This is a genomic window from Myroides phaeus (assembly GCF_900099675.1).
GTDB lineage: Bacteria > Bacteroidota > Bacteroidia > Flavobacteriales > Flavobacteriaceae > Flavobacterium > Flavobacterium phaeum.
Map to the genome: position 1 here is coordinate 71,703 of NZ_FNDQ01000008.1, position 24,411 is coordinate 96,113.

The 24,411-nt window shown below is 34.2% G+C and carries 18 protein-coding genes; 6 read left to right on the forward strand and 12 right to left on the reverse strand.

The window, feature by feature from the left end; translation table 11 throughout:
* Nucleotide 1: 1 nt before the first annotated feature.
* From BLT46_RS05750 to BLT46_RS05770, 5 genes are all read right to left on the reverse strand, one after another.
* Nucleotides 2–1,831, reverse strand: a complete 1,830-nt coding sequence (locus BLT46_RS05750; RefSeq protein ID WP_090407583.1) for an ABC transporter ATP-binding protein — start codon at nt 1,829–1,831, stop codon at nt 2–4.
* 63 nt (nt 1,832–1,894) lie between these two features.
* Complete coding sequence (locus tag BLT46_RS05755) at nt 1,895–3,622, reverse strand: phospho-sugar mutase (RefSeq protein ID WP_090407586.1); 1,728 nt, start codon at nt 3,620–3,622, stop codon at nt 1,895–1,897.
* Nucleotides 3,623–3,643: 21 nt separating this feature from the next.
* Nucleotides 3,644–4,600, reverse strand: a complete 957-nt coding sequence (locus tag BLT46_RS05760; protein ID WP_090407588.1) for a glycosyltransferase family 2 protein — start codon at nt 4,598–4,600, stop codon at nt 3,644–3,646.
* A gap of 3 nt (nt 4,601–4,603) precedes the next feature.
* Nucleotides 4,604–5,191, reverse strand: a complete 588-nt coding sequence (locus BLT46_RS05765; RefSeq protein WP_090407591.1) for a DUF4199 domain-containing protein — start codon at nt 5,189–5,191, stop codon at nt 4,604–4,606.
* Between the two features lie 208 nt (nt 5,192–5,399).
* The gene (locus BLT46_RS05770; RefSeq protein WP_090407594.1) at nt 5,400–6,695 is read right to left on the reverse strand and encodes a S28 family serine protease; all 1,296 of its coding nucleotides are present in this window, start codon (nt 6,693–6,695) and stop codon (nt 5,400–5,402) included.
* 275 nt (nt 6,696–6,970) lie between these two features.
* Here BLT46_RS05770 and BLT46_RS05775 point away from each other — a divergent pair, with 275 nt between their 5' ends.
* Together BLT46_RS05775 and BLT46_RS05780 are read left to right on the forward strand one after the other, a co-directional pair.
* Nucleotides 6,971–7,222 carry a type B 50S ribosomal protein L31 gene (locus tag BLT46_RS05775; protein WP_090407597.1) on the forward strand — a complete coding sequence of 84 codons (252 nt, stop codon included), beginning with the start codon at nt 6,971–6,973 and terminating at the stop codon, nt 7,220–7,222.
* A gap of 132 nt (nt 7,223–7,354) precedes the next feature.
* Nucleotides 7,355–8,545, forward strand: a complete 1,191-nt coding sequence (locus BLT46_RS05780) for a GlmU family protein (RefSeq protein WP_090407599.1) — start codon at nt 7,355–7,357, stop codon at nt 8,543–8,545.
* A 92-nt stretch (nt 8,546–8,637) separates the two neighbouring features.
* Here the strand turns inward: BLT46_RS05780 and BLT46_RS05785 are convergent, their stop codons facing one another.
* Entirely contained in the window at nt 8,638–10,476 is a 1,839-nt protein-coding gene (locus BLT46_RS05785) for a BamA/TamA family outer membrane protein (RefSeq protein WP_245722952.1), read from the reverse strand.
* Nucleotides 10,477–10,566: 90 nt separating this feature from the next.
* The gene (locus BLT46_RS05790; RefSeq protein ID WP_090407605.1) at nt 10,567–11,010 is read right to left on the reverse strand and encodes a DUF4268 domain-containing protein; all 444 of its coding nucleotides are present in this window, start codon (nt 11,008–11,010) and stop codon (nt 10,567–10,569) included.
* A gap of 50 nt (nt 11,011–11,060) precedes the next feature.
* On the opposite strand from BLT46_RS05790, the gene BLT46_RS05795 reads away from it, so the two are divergent.
* Together BLT46_RS05795 and BLT46_RS05800 are read left to right on the forward strand one after the other, a co-directional pair.
* On the forward strand, nt 11,061–11,705 hold the full coding sequence (locus BLT46_RS05795; protein WP_090407608.1) for an NUDIX hydrolase: 645 nt from the start codon (nt 11,061–11,063) through the stop codon (nt 11,703–11,705).
* A 149-nt stretch (nt 11,706–11,854) separates the two neighbouring features.
* Complete coding sequence (locus tag BLT46_RS05800; RefSeq protein ID WP_090407611.1) at nt 11,855–12,661, forward strand: lysophospholipid acyltransferase family protein; 807 nt, start codon at nt 11,855–11,857, stop codon at nt 12,659–12,661.
* A 47-nt stretch (nt 12,662–12,708) separates the two neighbouring features.
* Here BLT46_RS05800 and BLT46_RS05805 read toward each other — a convergent pair whose 3' ends face one another.
* From BLT46_RS05805 to BLT46_RS05825, 5 genes are all read right to left on the reverse strand, one after another.
* Nucleotides 12,709–13,245, reverse strand: a complete 537-nt coding sequence (locus BLT46_RS05805; RefSeq protein WP_090407614.1) for a TlpA family protein disulfide reductase — start codon at nt 13,243–13,245, stop codon at nt 12,709–12,711.
* An 18-nt stretch (nt 13,246–13,263) separates the two neighbouring features.
* Entirely contained in the window at nt 13,264–14,361 is a 1,098-nt protein-coding gene (locus BLT46_RS05810; protein ID WP_090407688.1) for an efflux RND transporter periplasmic adaptor subunit, read from the reverse strand.
* A gap of 26 nt (nt 14,362–14,387) precedes the next feature.
* Complete coding sequence (locus tag BLT46_RS05815) at nt 14,388–17,561, reverse strand: efflux RND transporter permease subunit (RefSeq protein WP_090407616.1); 3,174 nt, start codon at nt 17,559–17,561, stop codon at nt 14,388–14,390.
* Nucleotides 17,562–17,572: 11 nt separating this feature from the next.
* Nucleotides 17,573–18,961, reverse strand: a complete 1,389-nt coding sequence (locus BLT46_RS05820; protein WP_090407619.1) for a TolC family protein — start codon at nt 18,959–18,961, stop codon at nt 17,573–17,575.
* 118 nt (nt 18,962–19,079) lie between these two features.
* Entirely contained in the window at nt 19,080–19,502 is a 423-nt protein-coding gene (locus BLT46_RS05825; protein WP_090407622.1) for a hypothetical protein, read from the reverse strand.
* Between the two features lie 661 nt (nt 19,503–20,163).
* Here BLT46_RS05825 and BLT46_RS05830 point away from each other — a divergent pair.
* On the forward strand, nt 20,164–22,545 hold the full coding sequence (locus BLT46_RS05830; RefSeq protein ID WP_090407625.1) for a hypothetical protein: 2,382 nt from the start codon (nt 20,164–20,166) through the stop codon (nt 22,543–22,545).
* A gap of 910 nt (nt 22,546–23,455) precedes the next feature.
* Entirely contained in the window at nt 23,456–24,406 is a 951-nt protein-coding gene (locus BLT46_RS05835; RefSeq protein WP_090407628.1) for an AraC family transcriptional regulator, read from the forward strand.
* Nucleotides 24,407–24,411: the final 5 nt, after the last annotated feature.

The window sequence follows — 24,411 nt, forward strand, 5'->3', positions numbered from 1 at the left end:
ATTAGTCTAATGTTTGTAGGGACACTAATTTAGAATACGTTCCATTTAAAGATAGTAATTCTTCGTGTGTACCTTGTTCTACTATTTTTCCTTTTTGCATTACTACAATTAAGTCTGCACTTTGAATTGTAGATAACCTATGAGCAATAACGATAGAAGTTCTGTTTTTCATCATATTTTCTAACGCTACCTGTACTAACTTTTCGCTTTCAGTATCTAATGCTGAAGTAGCTTCATCAAGTACCATAATAGGAGGGTTTTTCAATACCGCACGCGCAATTGATAAACGTTGTTTTTGTCCACCCGATAATTTGTTTCCAGCATCCCCGATATTAGTATCAATACCATTTGGAAGGTCTTTTACAAACTCATAGGCATTAGCGATCTTTAATGCTTCTATAATTTCTTGGTCAGTAGCATTTTCTTTTCCTAATTTAAGGTTATTTTTAATTGTATCATTAAACAAGATACTGTCTTGCGTAACTAAACCAATCATCCCTCGTAAATCGTGAATATTTAGGTCGCGAATGTCTTGATCATCTATTTTTATAGCCCCTTCATTAATATCCCAGAAACGAGTCAATAAATTAGCCATTGTACTTTTTCCACTTCCAGATTGACCAACAAGGGCAACTGATTTTCCTTTAGGAATAGTTAGAGAAAAGTCTTTTAGGACATAATCATCTTCATATTTAAAGGAAATATTATCTACATTGATAACCTTGTCAAAAGAAGATTTAGCAATAGCATTCGGTTTAGAGTCAATAGGGTTTTCTTCTTCTAATATTTCTAACACACGTTCTGCTGCAGCATTACCACGTTTTAAGCTATAAGAAGCTTTAGACATTGCTTTAGCTGGAGTTAGAATATTATAAGCCATACCAATGTATGCAATAAATGAAGCACCTGTTAAAGTACCTTCACCCAAAACTAAATGACCACCGTAAACTAATAAAACAGAAATAGTTACAATTCCTAAAAACTCACTCATAGGAGAAGAAAGGTTTTGACGATTTAATATTTTATTATTTAATTCATAAAAAGTTTGTGTTGAACCTTGGAATTTATCGTTAAATCTCTTCTCAGCATTAAAGCTTTTAATCACTTTTAATCCCGCCAATGATTCTTCGATAATAGATAAAAAATATCCTTGTTCCTCAGAAGCTTTTTGTGAGCTTTTCTTTAACGTTTTCCCCACTTTAGAAATGATAATCCCTGAAATAGGTACAAAAATAAAAACGAATATTGTCAACTCTGTACTGATGAAAAACATTGCTACAATTGTAAATACAATCGTTAATGGTTCACGTACAACTACTTCTAAAATAGAAAGGAATGAATGTTGAATTTCCAACACATCAGAGGTAATTCTTGAAATAACGTCACCTTTTCTTTTTTCAGAAAAGAAAGCAAGGGGTAAGTCAACAGCTTTTTTGTACATCGCATTACGGATGTCTTTTAAAACACCATTGCGCAAGAATGTAATAAAGTACATTGCCCAATAGTTAAACAAGTTTTTCAATAAGAAAAGCGAGATAATAATTGCCGCTAACCACATCAATGTGTTTTGTGCTCCATGTTCAGCAGAGTACTGCGTAAGGTAAAACGACATTGAGTCTTGTAAATAGTTTTTAGCGTGTCCAAGCGTAGTATATACTGGCTTCTCAGTGATAGGTTTCTCATCACCAAATAGTACAGTAAGCATTGGAATTAGGGCAACAAAAGACAATGCACTAAAAAGTGCATATAAGATATTAAAGAATATATTTAAGTAAGCGTAGTTCTTATAAGGTTTCGCAAAGCGAATAATCTTTTTGAAATATTCGTTCATATATTGTTGTTGTATAAAGGGGAAATAAAAAGATAGACTGGCATTGCTACCAGTCTATTCTATTTAGTTTAATTTCATTTCTTTAATGATATCTTGAATTTTCTGGTCTAAAAGTTGCTCAGTAGCTTTCACTTCAGACAAGTCGTGTAACGGTTCGTTTACACTGAAATAGAATTTAATCTTTGGCTCAGTACCACTTGGGCGAGCTGCGATTTTCGTACCATCCTCAAGATAGTAAATCAATACGTTTGACTTAGGAACATCAATTGTTTCAATTTCATTTGTAATTAAGTTTTTAGCCTCACTACTTTGATAATCTTCAACACATACTACGCGTTGTCCGATAATTTCTGTTAATGGGTTTTGTCTTAATTGAACCATCATTTCTTTAATTTCTTCTGCTCCTGAAATACCTTTTTTCACAAGAGAAATTAAATGTTCTTTATAGAAACTATTATCAATGTATAGGTTCATCAATTCTTGGAAGAATGAGCTTCCAGCAGCTTTTGCAATAGCAGCAATTTCACAAACCAATAAAGTAGAAGCAACAGCATCTTTATCGCGTACTGCGTCACCTACCATATATCCGAAACTTTCTTCACCACCACCGATGAACTTTTGATCTGGACATTCGTTGATGAATTTAGCAATCCATTTGAATCCTGTTAACCCAACTTTGCATTCTACGTTGTAACTTTCTGCTAAGTCTAACATCATTGGAGTTGATACAATTGTAGAACCGATAAATTCGTTTCCTTTAAATCCTTTGTTGCGTTTCCATTGCTCTAATAAGAAAGCAGTCATCATAACCATTGTTTGGTTACCATTTAACAATCTCATCTTTCCATCAAGGTCACGTACTCCAATACCGATACGGTCAGAGTCAGGATCAGTACCAATAACGATATCTGCACCTTTTTCATCTGCTAATTCCATTGCCATTTTTAATGCTTCTGGCTCTTCTGGGTTTGGAGATTTTACAGTTGGGAAGTCCCCATTTGGTTCTTCTTGTTCTTTTACGATAAATACATTTTTGTATCCAGCAGCTTCTAACGTTCTTGGAATAAGCTTAATAGAAGTACCGTGTAAAGAAGTATAAGATATTTTTAATCCGTCTTTGATATTTTGAGGAGTATCAAAGCTTGCATTTTCAATTGTAGATTGGATGAATGCTTTGTCTAACTCTTCACCCACATAAGTGATCAAGCTATCGTTTCCAGTAAATTGTACTTCGTCATAGCTTAATTTGTTGATTTCGTCAATAACTGCAGCGTCGTTTGGAGGAACAATTTGTCCACCATCTTGCCAATACACTTTGTACCCGTTGTATTCAGGAGGGTTATGTGATGCTGTCAATACAATACCAGCATTACAGTTGTAATGTCTAACAGCGAAAGACAATTCAGGAGTAGGGCGCATTTCAGAGAATAAGTAAACTTTTATTCCATTTGCTGTAAAAACGTCAGCTACTACTTTAGCTAATTCTTGACTATTATGACGACAATCATAGTTAATAGTTACTTTCCACTCTTGACCAGGGAAAGATTCTTTGATATAGTTAGATAAACCTTGTGTATTTTTACCCAAAGTATATTTGTTGATGCGGTTTGTACCGATACCCATAATACCACGCATACCACCTGTTCCAAATTCTAAGTTTTTGTAAAAACTATCTTTAAGTAGGGCAGGGTCAGTATCAATCATTGTTTGAACAGAAGCCTGTGTGTCAGCATCGAAAGGTGACTTTAACCACAATTCTGCTTTTGCTAAGATTTCTTTTTCTATTTGCATAATATTAAATTTTAGTGTGGATTAAAAACCGCGTTGTTCAGCGATTTTATATCTACTAATGTTTGTTCTCGTTTTTAAAATCATTTCTCCTAAGAAACCAGCAAGAAACATTTGTGTTCCAATTACCATTGTTGCTAAGGATATATAAAACCAAGGATTTTGTGTAATCAAAATCGCTGTCTCATTGTTGTATAACTTGTACAATTTACTCATTCCAATACCAAAGGCAGCACAGAATCCAATACCAAAAGTTATTCCCCCTAAGGTACCAAAAAAATGCATTGGTCTTTTCCCAAATTTTGATAAAAACCAAATTGTAATAAGGTCTAAGAAGCCGTAGATAAAGCGGCTCATACCAAATTTAGTTGTACCATATTTTCTTGCTTGATGTTGTACTACTTTTTCACCGATATTGTCATATCCTTCATTCTTTGCCAGAACAGGTATGTAGCGATGCATTTCACCTGAAACCTCAATGTTTTTAATCACCTCATTTTTATAGGCTTTTAATCCGCAATTGAAATCGTTTAAAGTAACCCCAGATGTTTTACGTGCAGCCCAATTGAATAATTTAGAAGGAAGGTTCTTAGCAATGACCGAGTCATATCTCTTTTTCTTCCAACCAGAAACCATATCAAACCCATCAACCGTTATCATTTTAAATAACTCTGGAATTTCATCAGGACTGTCTTGTAAGTCAGCATCCATTGTAATAACTACATCTCCATTGGCTTGTGCAAATCCAGCGTGTAGTGCTTGTGATTTACCAAAGTTACGTTGAAAACGTATTCCTTTTGTATGAGAATCATCATGTGATAATTGTGAAATTATTTTCCAAGAATCATCTTTACTACCATCATCTACAAATAAAATTTCATACGAAAAGTCGTGCTCGCGCATAACTTTCGTTATCCACTGATGCAGTTCAGGAAGTGATTCTGCTTCATTTAGCAAAGGAATTACAATTGATAAATTCATTTATTACTTGCGTTTCTTAGGCTGTTTTGGTTCAGCAGTTACTTCTTTTTGTTGTTCAACAGGTGAAATAAATTCAGATTTATTTTTAAAGATAGCAGCCAAAAGCAACCCTAAGATAGAGTTTCTCAATATACTACCAGCCCACATAAACAATTGAGATTTAGGAGCAAACTGACTGATGTCGCGTGCTTTTTGTAATTGTTCATCTATTTGGTCTTGTGGTAAACCTGATTTATCTAATGTTTGAATTAGCATTTCATACAATGCTTTATTTACGACATCTTTTGCCGCTGGGTCAACAACGTTAAACAATAAGTTATATACAATATAGTTTACAGTAACCCCAATAGTAATCATGATTAAGTAAGGAGTAAACGCCTCTCTAAAAGTTACATATCCACCACATTTGTTTTTAGCAACAAGGACAGACAAAATACCAAGACATACAACAACTCCCATATTAAAGAAACCGGCAAGTGTGTTGGCAAACAATGTTTGATCTGTGAAAAAGATAACACAGTTAAACAAGATATAATAGATGGCTAATATAATTCCAAAAGTGATTCCTACTTTATTTACGGTACTCTTCATTACGATTTTAATAGATATAATTGACAAATATACTAAAAATAACCCTTTACCTTTTGGTTACAATAAGAGAATATTAACATTAACTAACGAAGAATTGTACCCTATTACTAATGTCTTGGAAGAAGTTTGTGTAGCTGATTGAGCAGTAGGAGAGTATAAAACAAGAAGTGACTCTGTACATCACTTCTTGTTTATATGTTTTAGCTGGTTAAAGCGTTTGTGTTTGAGGTTTTAAGCCTGTCATTTGTTCTAACGACTTAAAGAAATCTTTTCTCATTTGTGGCGTCATATTCTTTACCCTTGCTTGTCCGTGGTCTTTACCAGGTAAAACAAAAGACTTAGAATTAACTTGTTTTGTAGGTATTACCATAGACGCACTCCATGTGTCGGTTTCTCCATAGACATATAGAATGTTGTTAGCTTCTGTATCTAACCACGTTTTTACTTTTTGGATTAACTCGTCAGAAAATACGTCATACGTAGTTCCTTTAGGCATAAAAGTAGCCAGTGGGTTTTTGTCAAAGCTGACATATTGTTTGAAAGGAGTAATATCATAGCCATAATATCCTAATTGTGTGCCTGCTTGGTAAAAGTGTGAAGCAAAACGTTCAATTGTTTTATCACTAAAGAAGTCGATATTACTTACGCTTAAAAAGTGTTCTGTCAGTTCGTCTAAGTTTGTTGTATTTGGAAATACAGCACAAGAATGTCCTGATTGCCAAAAGCCAAAACTATATTCTAAAACAGCATATTCAAAGGCTTTTTCAAGAGAGCCTAAATAATCAAAAGTTAAGTTAGCTCCTTTAGCATACCAATTCAGCTTTTCTAAGATTGCTTTTTTGTTTTTAAACAAGCTTATTTGAATATTGTAAATTTTATCGCGACACGTTTTATCTCCCACTTGTTCAAGGAAAGGGTAAATACGTGGTTCTTCCAATGATTGGTTAAAAGGCGCTACGTAAGGAATAGCAACATCAACATCATTAGGGTAGAAGTATTTGTAGTAAATAGCCGTTTGTCCTCCTTTGCTAATACCTGTACTAATCCACTTGCCTTGGTATAGCTCGCGAAACAATGTGTTTATCTCGTGTAAATCAGTTGTTACTTGTTCCATTGTCAGAAATTCCCACGGTTTGCCATCGGGAATTGACTCTCCAAAATAGCGATGTTCTATATTGAGGTAATTACTATTTAAGTAGCTTACCATTTCACTTGCGCGCACATATAAATTATACCCGTTCGTTTCCATAATTGTTGGTCTGTCAAAACCTCTATGGTAATAATGTACTTTTTGTTTAAAATATCCTTTAGAGGGATCCTTGTGATCTACTAACTGTCGTATAAACAATTCATATAACAGATAGCTATCGTCATTTGTTTCTATTTGTTTAAAAGTTACGTTCTTTAAATTGTAGAGCGCTTGTTCTACAGTCTTTTTGTCAGGATGAGCAAAAGAGAGTAGATAGAAGCATAAAAATAGTAAGGTGGTTAGTGTTTTTTGCATTGTTTTTTTGTGTTAATAAATGTTATCAAAATAGTTTTAGGTTAATTCGGCATTAAAAAGACCAAGTTTGAAGTCTTGGAAAGCAAAAGATAGGGATTATACTTTGTTTGTACAAAAAATAATTAAAATACTTATTTGATAATTGAATTTTAGTTGTACATTTGCACACTGAAAAGTAAATAATTATAACTAAAAAGTTATCGGAAGTTTACACCTTTCTTGAGAATAGAAAGCTTCGGGACGGAAAATAACTCAAAATTTAAATAGAATTTATCATGAAAAAAGGTATTCACCCAGAAAATTACAGATTAGTAGCATTTAAAGATATGTCTAACGAAGACGTGTTCATTACAAAATCAACAGTAGATACAAAAGAAACTATCGAAGTTGACGGAGTAGAATACCCAGTGTTCAAAATGGAGATCTCTCGTACATCTCACCCATTCTACACAGGTAAATCTAAACTTATCGATACTGCAGGACGTATTGACAAATTCAAAACTAAATACGCTAAATTCAAAAAATAATTTAGTATATCATATAATAAGAACCTCTCAAGTAATTGAGAGGTTTTTTTTTGCTCCGTTGGGAGAAAATGTTGTGTTTTTCCAGTTGATTAAAGTAACTTTGATTTCAATTAGAAATAGATCCGATTAATTATGAATTATATTTTATTTGATGGAGACGTAAGAGAGGCATTATTGCCTTTTACTTTTACTCGCCCAGTAGCTGATATACGTATTGGTATTCTAACAATTAGAGAAAAATGGGAGACTTACCTACGCTATACTACAACTACATTAACGGAAGAATATTTGTCTGCTAAATTTCCAATGGTTGAGGTAGAAAACAATGTGATGATTAATGCTTCATATTTACCAAACCGTGAATTAGTTGACCTTATTTTAGACTTAGAGCCAATGCAGGCTGTGGTTTATCAAGAAGATATCATTGCTTTTTATACACAAGAAACACAGGAAGAGGTTGATTTTAATGATTACACCTTAATTTCTTATGAAGGGGAGTTAATACAAGTTGCCAATAAATGGGATATTTTCCAAAAGAACGATGAGGCATTACGTGCTGACTTTGCTCTTGTAACAGAAGATAGGATATCAGAGCCAATCCCTGAAAACGTAAATGTAATCGCTCCAGAGAACGTATTTATTGAAGAAGGTGCAAAGTTAGCTTTTGTTACTTTAAATGCTTCTACTGGACCTATTTACATTGGTAAGGACACTGAGATTATGGAAGGATCTATTATTCGTGGACCTTTTGCTCTTTGTGAAGGAGCTCAAGTGAAGTTGGGAACCAAGATTTATGGTGCTACTACAGTAGGACCAGAGTGTAGAGTAGGAGGAGAAGTGAATAACTCTGTAATGTTTGGCTATTCAAACAAAGGACATGACGGATTCTTGGGTAATTCGGTTTTAGGAGAATGGTGTAATTTAGGGGCTGATACAAATAATTCGAACTTAAAGAACAATTATGCACCAGTTAAATTGTGGAACTATGAAACAGGTGACTATGAGAATACGGGTTTACAGTTTTGTGGATTAATGATGGGAGACCACAGTAAAAGTGGAATTAACACAATGTTTAATACAGGAACGGTAGTAGGTGTGTCTTGTAGTATTTTCGGTGGTGGTTTTCCTAAAACATTCTTGCCTAACTTTACTTGGGGTGGTGTAGAATCTACAGATCATTACAAAGTAGATAAAGCAATTGAAACAATGAAAATTGTAATGGCGAGAAGACATATTGAATTCACACCAATTGATGAAGAAATAATTCGTCAGATTGCTGCGGATACCGAATTAGAGAGGTTTCAGCATAGTTTAAAACGATAATATAAAATGTAGAAAGGGATTATTTCATTGAAATAATCCCTTTTTTTATGTTTTATGTAAATAATGAACAGAATATCCAATCACCATTTTTATTAATAATAAGATACTGTTTGTGGTCTGTCATAATTAAAGTTAGGCAAAGACATATTATACTGACTTGAATTTGCTCTAAATATACTTGAGTCAGCATCTGGCATTGTAGGGTAGAATATCAACGATATGGCTATTTTACTAAAAACCAAATAATCATTATTTGCTACTACTCCAATACTAAAACGAGAATATAATTTAGCGTCTAAAAATTGATTGTTTTTATCTCCCATAAAAGCAGTTTCTACATTAAAGAATGGGTTAAAGCGAAAACCTTTCCATTCATAAGGAGCGTAGGATTGCCATTGGTAAGCCATTGATAACCTACGTGTTCCCGTTATTTTTTGAGCTCTTATGCCTTGTATAACGCCATCTAAACGTAATTTATCACCAACATTATCTATTCTATTAGCACCTAAAACTAACTGTGGAATGAAGAAATGTCGAAATCTCCAATTGCCCATCATAAAAAGTTTAGTGAAATATGTTCCCTCTACTCTAAAAGCTCCTTGTTCTGCTTTATTGCCAAAGAAATAGCTACCCCATTCTATATTTCCAGCAAAGTAACCTAATCTTGTATATCCTCCCATAGAGAACTTTGCACCAAAGTAAGCACGGCGTTTAGAATATTGGTCTTTCATTCCCCCTGTAATTGCGAAAACCTTTCCTACTTGTACATCTTCAATTAAATCATAACTAAAGATATAACGGTCTTGTACATAGTTAATAGAGCTTAAACTGACAGAGGCAAGGTACGTCCTTTGATCTCTATAATACTCTAAAGGATCATAAATCTCATTTGGAGTTTTTGAAAAGTTCTGTTGTACATAACGCACGGATGTGCGTAAATTGGTAATTACAGGCTTGTCTTTATAGCTTTTAAACAAGGGGATAGAATATCCTGCCCAATAGTCATACGTATTGTATTTAATAGACTCGAAGCTGTATTTGTCTTGTGTTTGATTTGGTAGTGAATCTCTTTGAAATCTCTGAGAAACGCTTGCCCCACCTGCCCATTTGGTATAAGGAGAATAGAAAGGACGATCAACAACTACTCCTTTTACATAGTTTTGCCAAACATCTTGATTAAACAGAACATTGGCACGTATAAAGGTGTTTTGAATATTGTTTACAGAATAGCTAAAGAGCAAACCTTCTTTCCCTTTTTCTTTGTAACGCGAGCGATATTGCAATGCAACATCATGGCCAAAACCACCAAAGTTGCGATCTGTTAGTTTAAAACGGAGGTTGTTTGTAGATAAAGAGCCTGTAGGGTATATACTCCAAGAATCGAGTTCTCTAATTAATACATCAACAGAGTCAGGAGAGGAAGTTGGTATGGCATACATTGTAACTCTTCTCACAAAACGTTGCGTACGTATTAAACGCTCACTTTCCTTTATTTTAAGAGAGTCAAACCTATCACCTTCCTTAAAAATAAGGTAGTTGCGAACAGTAAATTTCTTTGTTTTTAAATGCAGTTTATTTCCGAATTTCTCTATGCTTTTTGTAGGTTTTCGCAAAGAATCAGAATCAGAATAACCAAAAGGATCTAAGGTGGTAATATGTATATTCCTTATTATCTTCCCTTCACCCAGTTCTAAATGTTGATCAAGTTTCAGTTCAGGAGCATTAGCAACAAGCTTTTTATTGTTTTTATAAATAAGCTTATTGATTAATCTCCCAAACTTCGTTTTTTTATTGTTTTCCTCTAAGTTTTTTAAAATACGAGTAGTATCGCGTTCAATAACTTTAGGAATTTCTGCTTTTGAATAATGCACTTTAGTAGTTGCTACACTATCCATTTTTATTGGTTCTAATTCTTGTGCTTTGGAATGCATCCAAAAGAATAAACATAAAAATAATATGTAAAAGCAATCACGCATATAGGTTAAGACAGTATAAAAAGTATTTTTTTTATAACGATAAACTTACGTGTTTATTTCTAAATCACGAATATAATCTTCGTATTCATAGAAGAATAATTCAAAAAGTCCCATTTTTTCATTAAAGAAGTCGTAAATATCATTCCAAGTAGCTTTGTTGTTGATACAAACATTTGTTTGTTCTATCCAAATACGACTTACAAGCTTACCATTTTCTAAGTAGAAGTTTTGTTCAAAAATAGCTTCTGGTAAATACTCTTCTAAAAGGATTGTTTTTAGCGATTCAATTTTTTGGAAATAGATAGTTCTCTTATCTTCATCTTTGTGTTCTATGTCCAATAGCACTTGTGCTTTTTTGTTGTCAGCATAAAACTTAAATGCAAAGTCTTTAATCTTTGTATTGTGCAAAAGCCATTTGCGTGGGTAAACATCTGCAAATGTTATCCAAAACTCTCTTTTTATTCTTTGTGCTTCTTCTTTACTGAACATAGGTAATAAAATTGTAATTTTATAATACAAATAATTTGTAGCGCGAAGATATGACTTTTGAAACTTTTTTTCATCAAATACACGCAATTAAAAGCTCTGAGCTACTTGGTATCGAGGCTCAGGAGGTAATGGTTCCTATTGAAAGAAGGCCTTATTTAGATGTGGAGCAATTTAAAGAGAGACATCCACGAACCTCCGCTGTGATGATGCTTTTATATCCAAAAGAAGGCGATACCTCCCTGTTGTTAATTGAACGAGCAACCTATAAAGGAGTGCATTCAGGACAAGTAGGTTTTCCTGGCGGTAAATTTGAACAGTCAGATGTAGATTTAGAAACTACAGCTTTACGTGAAACAATGGAGGAAGTTGGGATTACAGCAAATCAAATAGAGGTAATTAAACCATTTACACAAGTTTATATTCCTCCAAGCAATTTTATAGTCCAACCTTTTTTAGGGATCATTACAGAAACTCCTACCATTGTTCCAAGTGATTACGAAGTTGCAAATATTATAGAGATGCCTTTAAACACTTTATTAGACGACTCAATTGTTCAGAACGTATATTTACAAACAAGTTATGCCGATTATATCAATGTACCTGCTTTTGTATATAATGATTATACCATTTGGGGAGCTACTGCAATGATGTTAAGTGAGTTAAAGGAGACAATTAAGCTGTCGATTCGAATTTAATTGCTTTTTTAACGTTATTTCACACATTTACAGTTATTTACTTTTATATTTTTCTTTTTTTAGTCGTAATTCTGTACTAATTATAAGTATTTTAGGTTAGTCTATTCCAAAAGTTGTAAATTTGCAGTTCGCTTTAATGAGTGTTGAATATGGGATTGTTTAAAAGAAATCCATTTGGACATATATTGTTCTTAAAGAAATGGATTATTAGAGTATTTGGTTTTGCAACGCATCAACGCTTCAGAGGTTTCAATGATTTAAAGATAGAAGGATCTGAAGTATTGCGTAATTTACCAGATAGAAATGTTTTGTTTATATCAAATCACCAGACATATTTTGCAGACGTAGTGGCAATGTTTCACGTGTTTAATGCAAGTTTAAAAGGTCGTGATGATTCGATTAAAAACATTATGTACATCTGGAATCCTAAGTTAAATGTGTACTATGTAGCAGCAGCAGAAACAATGAAATCGGGTATTTTACCCCGTATTTTGTCTTATGTGGGGGCTATAACAGTAGATAGAACTTGGAGAAGTAAAGGTGTAGAATTAGCAGAGAAAAAAGAGGTTAATCAGGATCAAGTAGAGAATATCCACACAGCTTTAGAAGATGGTTGGGTAATTACTTTTCCGCAAGGAACTACTAAGTCGTTTAAGCCAATTAGAAAGGGAACTGCGCATATTATCAAGAACTACAAACCAGTGGTTGTACCAATTGTAATTGACGGTTTCAGAAGATCGTTTGATAAAAAAGGATTGTACTTAAAGAAAAAGGGAATTCTTCAGTCTATGGTCATTAAGGAGCCTTTGGAAATAGATTATGAAAACGATACAATTGATATGATTGTAGAGAAAGTAGAGATGGCTATTGAGCAACATCCTTCTTTCTTAAAGGTTATCCCTCAAGAGTTTTTAGAACAAGAACAGGAGTTGAATAAACTTCGTAGATATGAATAAAAAAAAGACGAGTATATACAACTCGTCTTTTTTATTTTAGGAACGTTTTATAAAGCTAACACTTGATTCATAAACTTCTCAACTTCTGGCGAATCGTAATCAACACCTCCTACAATGCGTTGTACTAAATTCCCTTTCTTGTCAAAGATTATAGTTGTTGGAACTGAAGTTCCTAAATAGTGTTCTGAGATATTACCTCCAGGAATATACACTGGTAATGTATATCTTTTCTTATCCATAAAGGCTTTTGATTTAGCATATTGTGAGTCCACATCTACCATTAGAAAGACAACGTCTTTTTTAGCAAACTTATCTTTTAAAGCCTGAATAGATGGCATTTCTTTGATACAAGGAGGACACCACGTTGCCCAAAAGTTTACAAAGACAACTTTTCCTTGTAATGAACTTAGGGATACTTTTTTACCATTGCCATCTAAGAATACAGCATCTACTTTAGAACTGTTAATCGTTGGAGGATTGCCCTCTGCTGTTGTTGCAGCATAAGATGTAAATGAGTGTGTACTCATCAAGGCAATAACTCCCAAGGCAATAGCTTTCTTTACTGATTTAAAAATAGGTTTCATATTTTGTTGTTTTATATTTTACATTGCTATTTTACCTTCTTTCATTTCTTCAGAAGGTTTATTGATAATTAAATCGTCAAGGGCTAACTGTCCAAATACTTCTGTTATTGTATCTAATTGAGCACCCATTTTTACGGGTATTCTCTTTAAGTTTTGCTCTTTATCTAAAGTTAAAACAAAAGTACCTGCTTGTGAACGCAAAATGCTTTTATTGTTTACCCAATAGGTAGGGTTATGGCGTTGTAAGTTTAACTGTACTTGCGCGTAGTCTCCTCCTTTGAAGCGTTTGTCTTTATTGTCAATATCAAACTCTAACGTCAATGAACGGTCTTGGTTGTTTAACAAACCTGAGGTACGCGATAATTGTGTGTCAAACTTTTCTCCTGGAGCGCCACTTACTGTAAAAGTCGCTGTCATTTCATCTGGAACAGCCGCTGCGTGTTTTTCGGGAATAGAGACTGTTAAGCGCAATTTTCCATTTTGTGCCATTGCAAATACAGGTTGAGCTCCATTGTTTCCAACTAAAGATCCTGTTGACAAATATCTATCCGTAATAATTCCGTCAAACGGAGCTGTAATGCGTAAATAATCTTGTTGCTGGTACGCTTGAGCGGTACTTGCCTTAGCAGATTCGTAAGCTGCTTTAGCACTATTCATATTACTTTTTGCGCGTTCTAATTCGATTAAGGCAACCGCCCCATTGGTTTTAGAAGCATCAACTAAACGCTCATATACCTGCTTTGCAAGTAGGTAATCTGTGTGTACTTTTTGTTCGGCCGACTTGTCTGATAAATGGCGTTGGTTTACTTCAGGAGCTTCTAATAGCGCTAATAATTGCCCTTTTTTTACTTGATCTCCACGGTCAACGTAAAGCGTTTTTATAAACCCAGAAACCTTTGAGTACAAGGCTACCTGTTCATACGGTTTCATTTCACCGGGAACTGAAATCGTATAAGAAGGATTAATATGTTGAATAGGCGAAGTAGTAATGGCTACTTTAGCCGTTTCTGTTGTTGGTGTAGTAGTTTGCTGTTCTTCTTTAGACGAGCAAGCTGTTAGTAAAACTGAGAATGCAAGCACTGCTTTCACAGGGAATGAAAATGAAAAAGTTTTCATACTATATTGAAATTTATGAGTCATTGTTAATTAGTTTCTACTTCGTAAAATTTGCTGTCTTTATCATCAGGGTCTAATGAAGGACCAACGATGCTTGACTTCGCCATCATAGAGGTAAAGAAATGAGGTAGCAACAACAGTATTGTGATTGTTGAAGCAATTAATCCTCCGATTACCGCTTGTCCTAATGGAGCTACTTGTTCTCCACCATCTCCAAGTCCTAACGACATTGGTAACATACCTGCAATCATTGCCGCTGCTGTCATTAAAATCGGACGCAAACGAGATGAAGCCGCTAATCTTGCTGCATTAACAGGGCGTAGGCGTACTTCTTTTCGATAGTGTTCTGCTTGGTTAATCAAGAGAACAGCATTGGAAACAGAAACTCCAATCGACATAATAATTCCCATATACGACTGTAAGTTTAGCGTACTACCACTTAAGAATAGAACAATTAAACTACCTGTGATTACAGCTGGTAAAACAGATAAAATAACCAACGGTAGGCGGAACGATTGATAGAAGGCAGATAACATCAAGTAAATTGTGATTACCGCTACTCCTAAACCGATTAATAAGTTACCCAATGTTTCGTCTAACAAATTAAGCGTACCCTCTGTCCATACTATTGTACCTCTTGGTGCTTCTCCTACATTAGCAATGGCCTTTTTCACAGCTTTAGAAGCCGAACCTAAGTCTTTTTGATGGATATTAGCTATTATGGTTACATAGCGGTTTGGACCTTTGCGGTTTACCTGTGCCGCTTCAGGAACGCGAGTAATTGTTGCTACATCGTCTAAAGTAGGGCGTAGGCTTCCTTTTTTCAAAGGCATAGCACGGAGTGTTTGTTCACTATTCATATCTCCTTCTGGAATCTGAACTTGCACCTGGAATACCAATCCCGAATTAGGGTCAACCCATAAGTTTTTGTCAGTGAAACGCGTCGATGAGGTTGCTGTAGCTAAACTTTTAGTAACGTCTCTCATCGTCAAACCAAATTGTCCCAATAAATCCCTATCGACTTCAATTTGTAAAGAAGGATAAGCAAGCGGTTCTGCAATGCGTATATCTCTTAAATAAGGAATTTGTTTTAACTCTGCTTCAATTTTCTTAGCGTGTCCCTCTGCCACTTTTATTTGGCGAGAACCTACTTTTACTTCAATCGGCGTCATAGCACCTTGTCCCATAATCTTTTCAACCAATTCCATCGGTTCAAAGTTGATTTGTACATCAGGTCTGTTTGCAGCAACTAAAAGACGTATCTTTTCTTTGAGTTCAACCATAGAACCAGTGTATATGCTTTGGTCAACGGCTACTTGTAATACGGCTTCGTGAGAGGCATTTGTAAACAAGAAAATAGGGTTAATTGGCGTACCTGATGGTTGCATACCTACATAAGCTGAGGTAATAGACAACCCGTTTTCAGGTAGAATAGACTTGATATCACCAATGATATCCTTGACAATTCCCTCTGTTTTTTCTAAGCGGCTTCCTTGTGGTGCTTCAATTCTAATTTGGAAATCTCCACTGTTAGACGTTGGCATAATGTCCATTCCAATTACAGGCAATAACAGAGCTATAGCCCCAATAGCAATCGCAACATACCCTATAAATAATACTCTTGAACGTTTATGTGAAACACGCACCACTTGCGAGTAACGCAGTCTAAACTTCTCAAAAAACTTGCGTTGTCTTTTAGTCTTAGATTTGTAAACTTGCTTCAACTTGTTTTTCATCAACCAGTTTGCCAAAATAGGCACAAAAGTTTGAGAAGCTAAGAAGGAGAAGACCATTGCAAAAGCTACTGCCATAGACAGTGGCATAAACATATCTCTTGGGATTCCCGCCATAATAAATGCAGGCGTTAATACAGCAAGAATACACAGTAAAATCAGTAATTTAGGAATAGATATTTCTAACAAGGCATCTAAAATAGCCTTAGGCTTTCGCTTGCCCATTTCCATATGTTGGTGAATATTCTCAATGGTTACGGTGGCTTCATCGACGAGGATACCAATTGACAAGGCAAGACCACTTAAAGTCATAATGTTAATGGTCTGACCAAAGAAGTATAGGGTAGCAACCGCCGACAAAATAGCAACAGGAATGGTTAGGATTACGATTAACGCTCCACGAGGATCTCCTAAGAAAAGGAAAATCATCAGTCCTGTAAACAAAGCACCTAAAATACCTTCGTGAATTAAGTTTGTCAATGAACGCTCAATGTATTTCGATTGGTCAAATTCATAGCGAATACTCACGTCTTCCGGAAGGGTGTTTTTAAGCATTGGCAGCGACTCTTTCAAGTTGTTTACTACGTCAATAGTAGAGGCATCTGCCTTTTTGATAATAGGCAAGTAAACAGAACGAGAGCCGTTAATTAAAGCATACCCCGTTGTTTGGTCAGCCGCATCTTGTACATTAGCAACATCCTTGATATAGATTGTTCTACCGTCTTTATTCTTAATTGGTGTGTTTAAGAAAGTCTCTTGATTTTTGGCAATTGAGTTTATCGGCGCCATTAAGTTTTCTTCTCCAATGCGAATATTACCAGCAGGAGAAGGGTGGCTATTCTGTGTAATAGCAAGTGTTACTTCTTCTGGGTTTAGGCCATTTGCCTGCATTGCTTGTTGGTCTAAGCTAATTACAATCGAACGCACGTTTCCACCAAAAGGAGCAGGAGCAGTAACCCCAGGAATTTGCACAAACATTGGTCTAATACGCGTTTGTACCATTGTTTGTAGTTCTGTGATAGAACGCTGAGAACTCTCAAAAACTAATTGTCCTACTGGTAGCGAACTACCATCAAAACGCACTACCATAGGCGGTACTGCACCAGGAGGTAAAAATCCCATTGCACGCGACACTTGGGTCGAAACTTCTCCCGCTGCTTGTGCCATATCTGTACCAGGATAAAACGAAAGTTTCATCAACGTTAATCCTTGTACACTTTTAAAGTCAATATTTTGAACTCCCCCTACGAAAAGTAATACCTTTTGAAACTCATTAGCCATAAAACCATCCATATAAGCAGGCGATAGTCCACCATACGGCATAGCAATGTAAATAGAAGGCAATTCTATTTCAGGGAATATATCTACGTTTATTTTTTTAATTGCATTAACTGATAAAAAGCCCATTGCCAGTACGATAATCATAATCGCAATCGGTTTCCTCAATGCAAATCGAATAAGATTCATAGTAAGTTGAATTAAAGATTGTTGAAAAGAAATTGGAAATCAGTGGTCAATGTCGCTTGTGCTACCAATTGCAACCAGTACTGTTGAGATGCTTCTATATGCGTTTTCTCAGCTTGTTGCAATAGCGATTGAATTTGCAATAATTCACTCAAAGCAATTAAACCACTTTTATAGCGAGCTAAATACATTGTGTAAGCCTGATGCGCTTGCTCAATAGCCTGTTTTGTCTTTTGCAATTGCTTTTGTTGCTCATTGATTTTAGCGATGCTCGACGCCAATTGCGCTTGCATTTGTTGGCTGTATTGTTCCTTTTGAAAATCAACACTCTTAGCCATTTTAGCAAAGTTTTCTTGCTTTTGCTTATTCGTAAAAAGAGTTGTAAAGTTCCACGTTAGTCCAACACCAACCAGATAATTATTGACACTATTTGAGAAACCATCTTTCCAACGATCAGATACATAACCAGACTTGTCTATTCCTGACCCTCTAACAGCATATCCTCCTAATACCTTGAAGGACGGCAATCCACTGCGAGCGATAGATTTGCTGGAATGCATTAATGATTTTGATTGATGCTCCAGTGATTGTAAGAAAGGGTGATTGTGTTCAATTGCTGTATCAGGTTGCTGATCAGTTGTAGAAAAAGATAGAAAACGCTCTGTTTCAATTGTATTGATTCCGCTCTCTTCCCCCGTTAGTTCAGCTAAGTGTATAAGCGAACTTTCCTTATTTCCTTGCCATAAATCTTGCTGGCTCAACGCCTGTAAATAAGAAGAATGAGCCAATAAACTATCAGCTTGTGGTTTCATTCCCGCTGCAGTTAAACTGGCAGTAATTCGTTGTACTTCATTAAGACGATTGGTATTTTTCTGTGTCCAATCTAAGTTAGCCTCATTGTATAAAGTACGGATATAGCGCGTAGTCAATTCCTTTTTAAGTTGAATAGCATAAGCCTCTTTATCAGCAATAGACTTATTTAAAGAAGCCTTCGTTGCTTTGGTAGCTTGTTTTTGTTTGCCAAAAGCAAATATTTCCCATTCCACAACAGCAGAACCAAAGGAGTTCATTGTATTATCTGCTCCGTCAAACGCATCAGGATTACCACTTACGTTAAAAAATCCAGGTTGCGGAAAGAAAGCACCATTACTACCTTCAAACGAACCATAAGAGTTTTGTGCTTGAATGCGAAGTTGCGGCAAAGCTTCCGTTTTAGAAGATTTATAATGGTGTTGTGCAGCATCTACATTGGCAATTTTAGCTTGTAGTCCTACATAATTTTGTTCGGTTTTTTCCCACAAATCAGCCAGTGAAAATTGAGGCGTATTTTGGGCGTACCCCCATTGAGCAGTAAGAGTAATCACTCCTACAACAGCGGTTGTAAAAAGGTGTTTTTTCATCATCAGGAAGATTTTGAAAAGGCTGTAAAAGCTTGATAGCCTTGATTAATTTGAAAAATTTAAGCATAGTAATGCCTACCCAATAGTGTGAATATTGCGTAGCTAAATCGTTGCTTTTAAATCAAATTCTAAAATTCTGATGTTGTATAAAGAGAGGTAAGTTTCCTCTAAGCAGCGTATTGCTACTATACAGAGGGTGAACAGTGAAGTCTTTTAAAAACGCAAAGCCAAAAAAGAAGAATACAAAAGTAGAGATAACCAAGGCAACATAAGGGTTGCTAATATCTATACCTGCTTTTTGTATTACAACATCGCTATCAGCAGTGAATTGATTCTGACAATTCTCTGGGCTAAAAACAACTTTGTTACTGTGCTTTGGTTTATTGGGTTTAGTGCTTTGTTCAATAGAAGTTAAGTCATTTGTGCTAAGAGCAGAAATAGTAGCTTGAACAGTACACGAAGATAAAATAACCCACAAAAGACTAAATAGGGCAAAGAACCTTTGACCTTGAGATTTAATACTATGTGAATTGATTTTTTTCATATTACGCAAACATATATGTTTCTATTAATAGTTCAAAGGAATAAATGACAAAGATTTGTTAATAGCAAAAGAGGTTATGAAGAGATAAGATGAGGTATTTTAAAATAAAAACAGGTGGTTTTTTGAGGTAAAAGCACATTTTTTCACTCTTTTTTGATTAAAAAAGATGTTTAAAAGTACGTTTTTCCTTGTTTTTTAGGTGTAATAGACGAGTTTTTGAAGAGGGTTTATATGACGTATTAGTGGTCTTGAAGTCAGTAATGATAAGAGATTGAGCTATATATAGGTTTAGATTTTACTAAAGTCAAAAAGGAGATTTGTCCGACATATGTCCGACATAAGTCCGACATTCCTTAGGAAATAGGCCTTTTTGTCGGAGAAGTGTCGGTGAAGAGGTGGATGAGTATTAAAGGAATTCTGATAAAGAGTTGATCTTTTTCTGATATAAAACACTTATCACAAGTAGGTTGTTTACAAAGAAAAGAGTATACCTTATTATTGCTGAGAATAGTTGTAGTGAGATTAACGAAGAAAGTAATAAGGAGAATTTAAGGCATTGAAAAAGTTTCATTTATAGGAAGTTGCGCTAAGGCGATTGAGAAATTACGTGGTAATTGTAGTATATTTATGGTTTTATTAAAAAATAGCAGAAACAATAGGTATGGCACAAAAAGAGATAAGATTAGTAGAAATAAAGGATCTTTATGATCAATTGATAGTAGGTGACAAATTATTGGAGGCTAATGAAGATGAGAAAGGGATTTTCTATGCACAAAATCAAAGTTTGTCAGAACAGATATTATCTATTGTTAAAGAATTGTTGAGAGAAGATCCATTAAATGTAGAGGCTTTGTTTTGGAAAATCAGTATTCACAATGGACCATACTATGATGATGTATCTGTTATACTTTCTACAGCACAAGAAATTATTGACAACCTGCCAAATGATAAAGAAGCTGTTTTATCTGCTTACGACTTAATAGCGTGGTCGTATGAGCATAAGTTAGAGCTTAAAGAAAAAGCAATTGAAGTTTTGCACGACAAACTGATTGAGATTTCAAAGCTAAAAGACAATTATAGTTTACAAGATAAAGAATTTGGAAATACCTACTATAAAATTGCATTTCTCTACAGAGAGTTAGAAGACTTTAGTACAGCAGAAGCCTTTTATAGGATGAGTTTTGAACACACTCCCGATCATTATTACACAGGTTTTCAAGGAGGTAATCTATCTCTTGAAAGAGGAAACTATGGAGATGCTTTTATTTATATGAATTCCTTTTATAATTTTCACAGTAATGCGTATTGTGGTGTATTTGGAAAAGCTTTGGAAGTAGATTATCAGGCAGGAAAAATAGATGAGGAATGGGGATTGCTGTATTTGATGTATGCGATTGCTATTGACTACCCTGAAGAATGTGGATACAAGAATGTACGTGAGGTGGGCATAAAGTACGCTTCATTAATTGAAAAAGGGTTAAAAGAAAACCCGGACAATGCTTTTGCTTTACAAATGAAAGCAAAGTATTATATGAATGTAGAAAAGAATACCAAACGAGCTTTTGAGTATTTACACCAATACTTTGACCTAAATAAGAAGATAGAAGGGCCGCTATATTTTGTTTTTTACGAATTAGGAGAGCGCTTAGGAATTGATGTACAAGAATATGGTTATGAATTAGATTGTGAAGGGTTTTTCGCCTATAATTTGATGACACTCTTCCTTGAAAAAGGAGGTGAGTATCGCGATAATGGCGATATTGAAAAGGCATTAGTTTACTATCACAATGCGCGTAATATTGGAAAGTATGCCATTCAACTTGCAGATGCTTATTTTGAAACCGGTGTTGGAAATAAAGTGAACAACAATAAACACGGCTATGCTTTAATGTGTAATAATTTAGGGATAGTTTGTAAAAATATTGTTCAGTTAACAGATGGAAACTATGCAATTGCTGATTGTGTTGAAGCGTTACAATTGCATAGAAAAGGATATGAAATAGCTCCTTTTTGGGAAAATATGGAAAGTGGGTTGCGGTTAGCTGAGCTAATGAAAGAGTATGATGAGGTAGCGTATTTTGCTAATGAGTTGCTAACTTATTACGATGTCTATAGTGCTACTTATATGGCGATAAAAGGTAGGATTTTAAAAAACTATTTAAATGCAGGTAAGTTTGAAGAAGCTAAAGCGTATTTCAAGGCAATTCGCGTTGATTTTGAGTTAAAAGAAATAGAAGATGAAGACGTAGTTGCTGAGGTGATTTATATGGCAGCAGACCTATTTACTTACTTGCGTTACGAATTAAAAGACTACCATAGCTCAATCGATATGACCGAGGCCTTTTTTAGCAAGTCGAAGTACGTAGAATTAAATGAAGAAGTAGCTAATATTAATTACTGGTTTAGTTTAGCGTGGGCTTATCACGGATTAGAAGATTTTGAAAAAGCTGCTAAGTACTTTGATTTGATGAGGTTAAATTATAAAGACAATGAGCGTTATAAAGGGACAATTGAGGATATTCCGGCAGAGTATAGTTTACCAAAAGAAGAAAGAGAAGCATTAAATCGTTTGTGGGTGTTTAATCGCCAAGAAATAGACTCAATAACGAATTACCCCTTAGAAGATACATTTGGAAATGTAGTGCATTTGAATAAGATTGTTGATTATATAACAGGAGGGCATCCAATAAAAGTAGAAGGTTGGTTAAATGACGATGTAAATTTAAAAGTATTCCCAAGAGTACAGCGTAAGGATGTTAAAGAAGAGATTTTTGATACTTCTTTAGATTTCTATTTTCAAAAGGAGAATATCACTATTCGCTTTACTATAGATGAGCGCAATGAACAGATTAAGTCATTTTTTGGATTAAGGTCAAAAAATGTGTGGAAAAAGGAGATGTTTGTCTATTATTACTTTTATAAGGAAGGAGAGACAACATCAAATGATTTTGATGTATTTGGCAATGGTCATATAGAATTAGATAAAAAGGCCCAATTGTTTTGGAATGCTTTTGTCAGTAAATATTACCAGTTAGCAGTATAAAAGAAATCAGATTGTAAAAATCCCAAGCAAGTTGTTTGGGATTTTTTGTTTTTAGTCCACAAGCAAGGGAAAGTACAGGTTTAAAATAAGTAATTAGTTGTTTTACTTCTTTATTGTTGTATTTCAATAAGATAAAAGTAAAAAGATGTCTAAATAAGGCACATTTAACATAGGTGAGAAGAGTGTAATTTATGTTAGTATAAAGTGAAATGAAAATTTTAAACTTTATGATTATTGTGTAATAATATATTTATTATGTTAATTATTAATATTATTCTATTTGTTGTGTTATGATTAGTAGTTTTTGGTATTAAAATAAAAGAATGTTTATAGTATAGTCTTCACAAAATGTAGTAGTTTAGTGTAGTTTTCCTTAATAAATGTGACTTTTCGTGATTAGCATTGTCTATAATACGACGGAAAAGCAGGATACTAAATGGTTGATAGCAATAAAACGTAGAATTTCCCTAAATAAAGCAGTTTAAATATTTAAAAAATGATATTTATCATGTGCTTTTTTAAAGGATTGTTTTGGTTAAAAAGAATAGTTTGTGACAATTTACGAAGTGATTGATGTTAAAATCGTCTATTTTGACTTATAAATATGTTTATTATATACTATTTAGTAAATAATATTTAGTGTAAAACAGCTTTTAGTTTGTTTATTGTTATGTGTTTTTTTTATTTACATATGTTTTTCGCAAATCTAACGTTGATATGTTAAAAACACTTTTAGAATTAGAAATAAGTAATAATTTTGCAGAGCTTTTTAAAATAATTAGAATATGCGAATATTCTAGTTTATAAGTCCCCACTTAATTAAGCAATACATAGCATTACTCAGGTGTGCTCTGTTGTATTTTTGTGGCGACTTTTAATTGTAGAGCAAGCTATAATTTCACAAATAGATATGACAGTTTTAAATACAATAAATAGCCTTTTAATTAAGAAAACTAACTTCTTAAAATTAGTTAGTCTTGTTTTCATTGCTTCTGCTATGCAGTTGGTTTTTGCTATTTTTGGAATTTCTATTGCCTTTGTATTGTTAACAATTCCCCTATTTTACTTTTATACAAAATACGAGAGTATTGAGAACAGTAAATTATGGAAAGAGTTAGTGGCACATTATATCGTTACAATACTTGTAATGGGTGTACCATTTAGTGAAGAGAACTATTATTTTGAAATAGTTAATCTTCCTTATTTAATGTTTTATTCTTGCACAATTTATACAAATCTTTTAGCGAAAAGAGTACATAATTTTTCAAATCAAATTATAAATTTTATAGGAGTATTTAGCTTCTATTTATTTATAAGTGTTTTTGTGCTTTGCTTTTTAACTGTGATGGAGTTATCAGAGATTAACTTTGCAGTTAAAAGAGAGTTTGTTTATAGAGGATTAGTCTTTTTCTTGAGTCTATTTTCTTTGGTTAGTTATCTAAGCTTTTCAAGTCAAGAATTAGTTCAAGATATGGGTACTTTATTAAACGATACTATTGCAAGTAGTATGAGTGATAAGGTTTCTGATTTAGAATTAAAGGAGAAAAAGATATTAAATTTCTTTAATAATAATTCAGGTTTTTTAGAAACATCTTTTTCATTAGAACAGTTAGCTAAAGAAGTTAGTTTGACAAAGCAAGAAGTATCTGAGGTAATTAATCAGAACTTAAATTCGAGCTTTTACCAGCTTTTAGCTAAGTATAGAATAGAGTATGCTAAGTCGTTACTGATGAGGGATAAAAACATTACTATTGATGCTGTAGTGGATGAATGTGGTTTCTGTTCTAAATCAACATTCAATAAATATTTTAAAATGTACGTAGGGCAAACACCTTCTGTTTTTAGAAGCCAGGTTGCATAGTATTG

Excerpts from the sequence above, each read along its gene's own strand:
- BLT46_RS05820 (WP_090407619.1), bottom strand. The coding sequence starts at position 18,961 with ATGATGAAAAAACACCTTTTTACAACCGCTGTTGTAGGAGTGATTACT.
- BLT46_RS05780 (WP_090407599.1), top strand. The coding sequence starts at position 7,355 with ATGAATTATATTTTATTTGATGGAGACGTAAGAGAGGCATTATTGCCT.
- BLT46_RS05760 (WP_090407588.1), bottom strand. The coding sequence starts at position 4,600 with ATGAATTTATCAATTGTAATTCCTTTGCTAAATGAAGCAGAATCACTT.
- BLT46_RS05765 (WP_090407591.1), bottom strand. The coding sequence starts at position 5,191 with ATGAAGAGTACCGTAAATAAAGTAGGAATCACTTTTGGAATTATATTA.
- BLT46_RS05800 (WP_090407611.1), top strand. The coding sequence starts at position 11,855 with ATGGGATTGTTTAAAAGAAATCCATTTGGACATATATTGTTCTTAAAG.
- BLT46_RS05790 (WP_090407605.1), bottom strand. The coding sequence starts at position 11,010 with ATGTTCAGTAAAGAAGAAGCACAAAGAATAAAAAGAGAGTTTTGGATA.
- BLT46_RS05810 (WP_090407688.1), bottom strand. The coding sequence starts at position 14,361 with ATGAAAACTTTTTCATTTTCATTCCCTGTGAAAGCAGTGCTTGCATTC.
- BLT46_RS05755 (WP_090407586.1), bottom strand. The coding sequence starts at position 3,622 with ATGCAAATAGAAAAAGAAATCTTAGCAAAAGCAGAATTGTGGTTAAAG.
- BLT46_RS05795 (WP_090407608.1), top strand. The coding sequence starts at position 11,061 with ATGACTTTTGAAACTTTTTTTCATCAAATACACGCAATTAAAAGCTCT.
- BLT46_RS05815 (WP_090407616.1), bottom strand. The coding sequence starts at position 17,561 with ATGAATCTTATTCGATTTGCATTGAGGAAACCGATTGCGATTATGATT.
- BLT46_RS05775 (WP_090407597.1), top strand. The coding sequence starts at position 6,971 with ATGAAAAAAGGTATTCACCCAGAAAATTACAGATTAGTAGCATTTAAA.
- BLT46_RS05785 (WP_245722952.1), bottom strand. The coding sequence starts at position 10,476 with ATGCATTCCAAAGCACAAGAATTAGAACCAATAAAAATGGATAGTGTA.
- BLT46_RS05835 (WP_090407628.1), top strand. The coding sequence starts at position 23,456 with ATGACAGTTTTAAATACAATAAATAGCCTTTTAATTAAGAAAACTAAC.
- BLT46_RS05825 (WP_090407622.1), bottom strand. The coding sequence starts at position 19,502 with ATGAAAAAAATCAATTCACATAGTATTAAATCTCAAGGTCAAAGGTTC.
- BLT46_RS05770 (WP_090407594.1), bottom strand. The coding sequence starts at position 6,695 with ATGCAAAAAACACTAACCACCTTACTATTTTTATGCTTCTATCTACTC.
- BLT46_RS05750 (WP_090407583.1), bottom strand. The coding sequence starts at position 1,831 with ATGAACGAATATTTCAAAAAGATTATTCGCTTTGCGAAACCTTATAAG.
- BLT46_RS05830 (WP_090407625.1), top strand. The coding sequence starts at position 20,164 with ATGGCACAAAAAGAGATAAGATTAGTAGAAATAAAGGATCTTTATGAT.
- BLT46_RS05805 (WP_090407614.1), bottom strand. The coding sequence starts at position 13,245 with ATGAAACCTATTTTTAAATCAGTAAAGAAAGCTATTGCCTTGGGAGTT.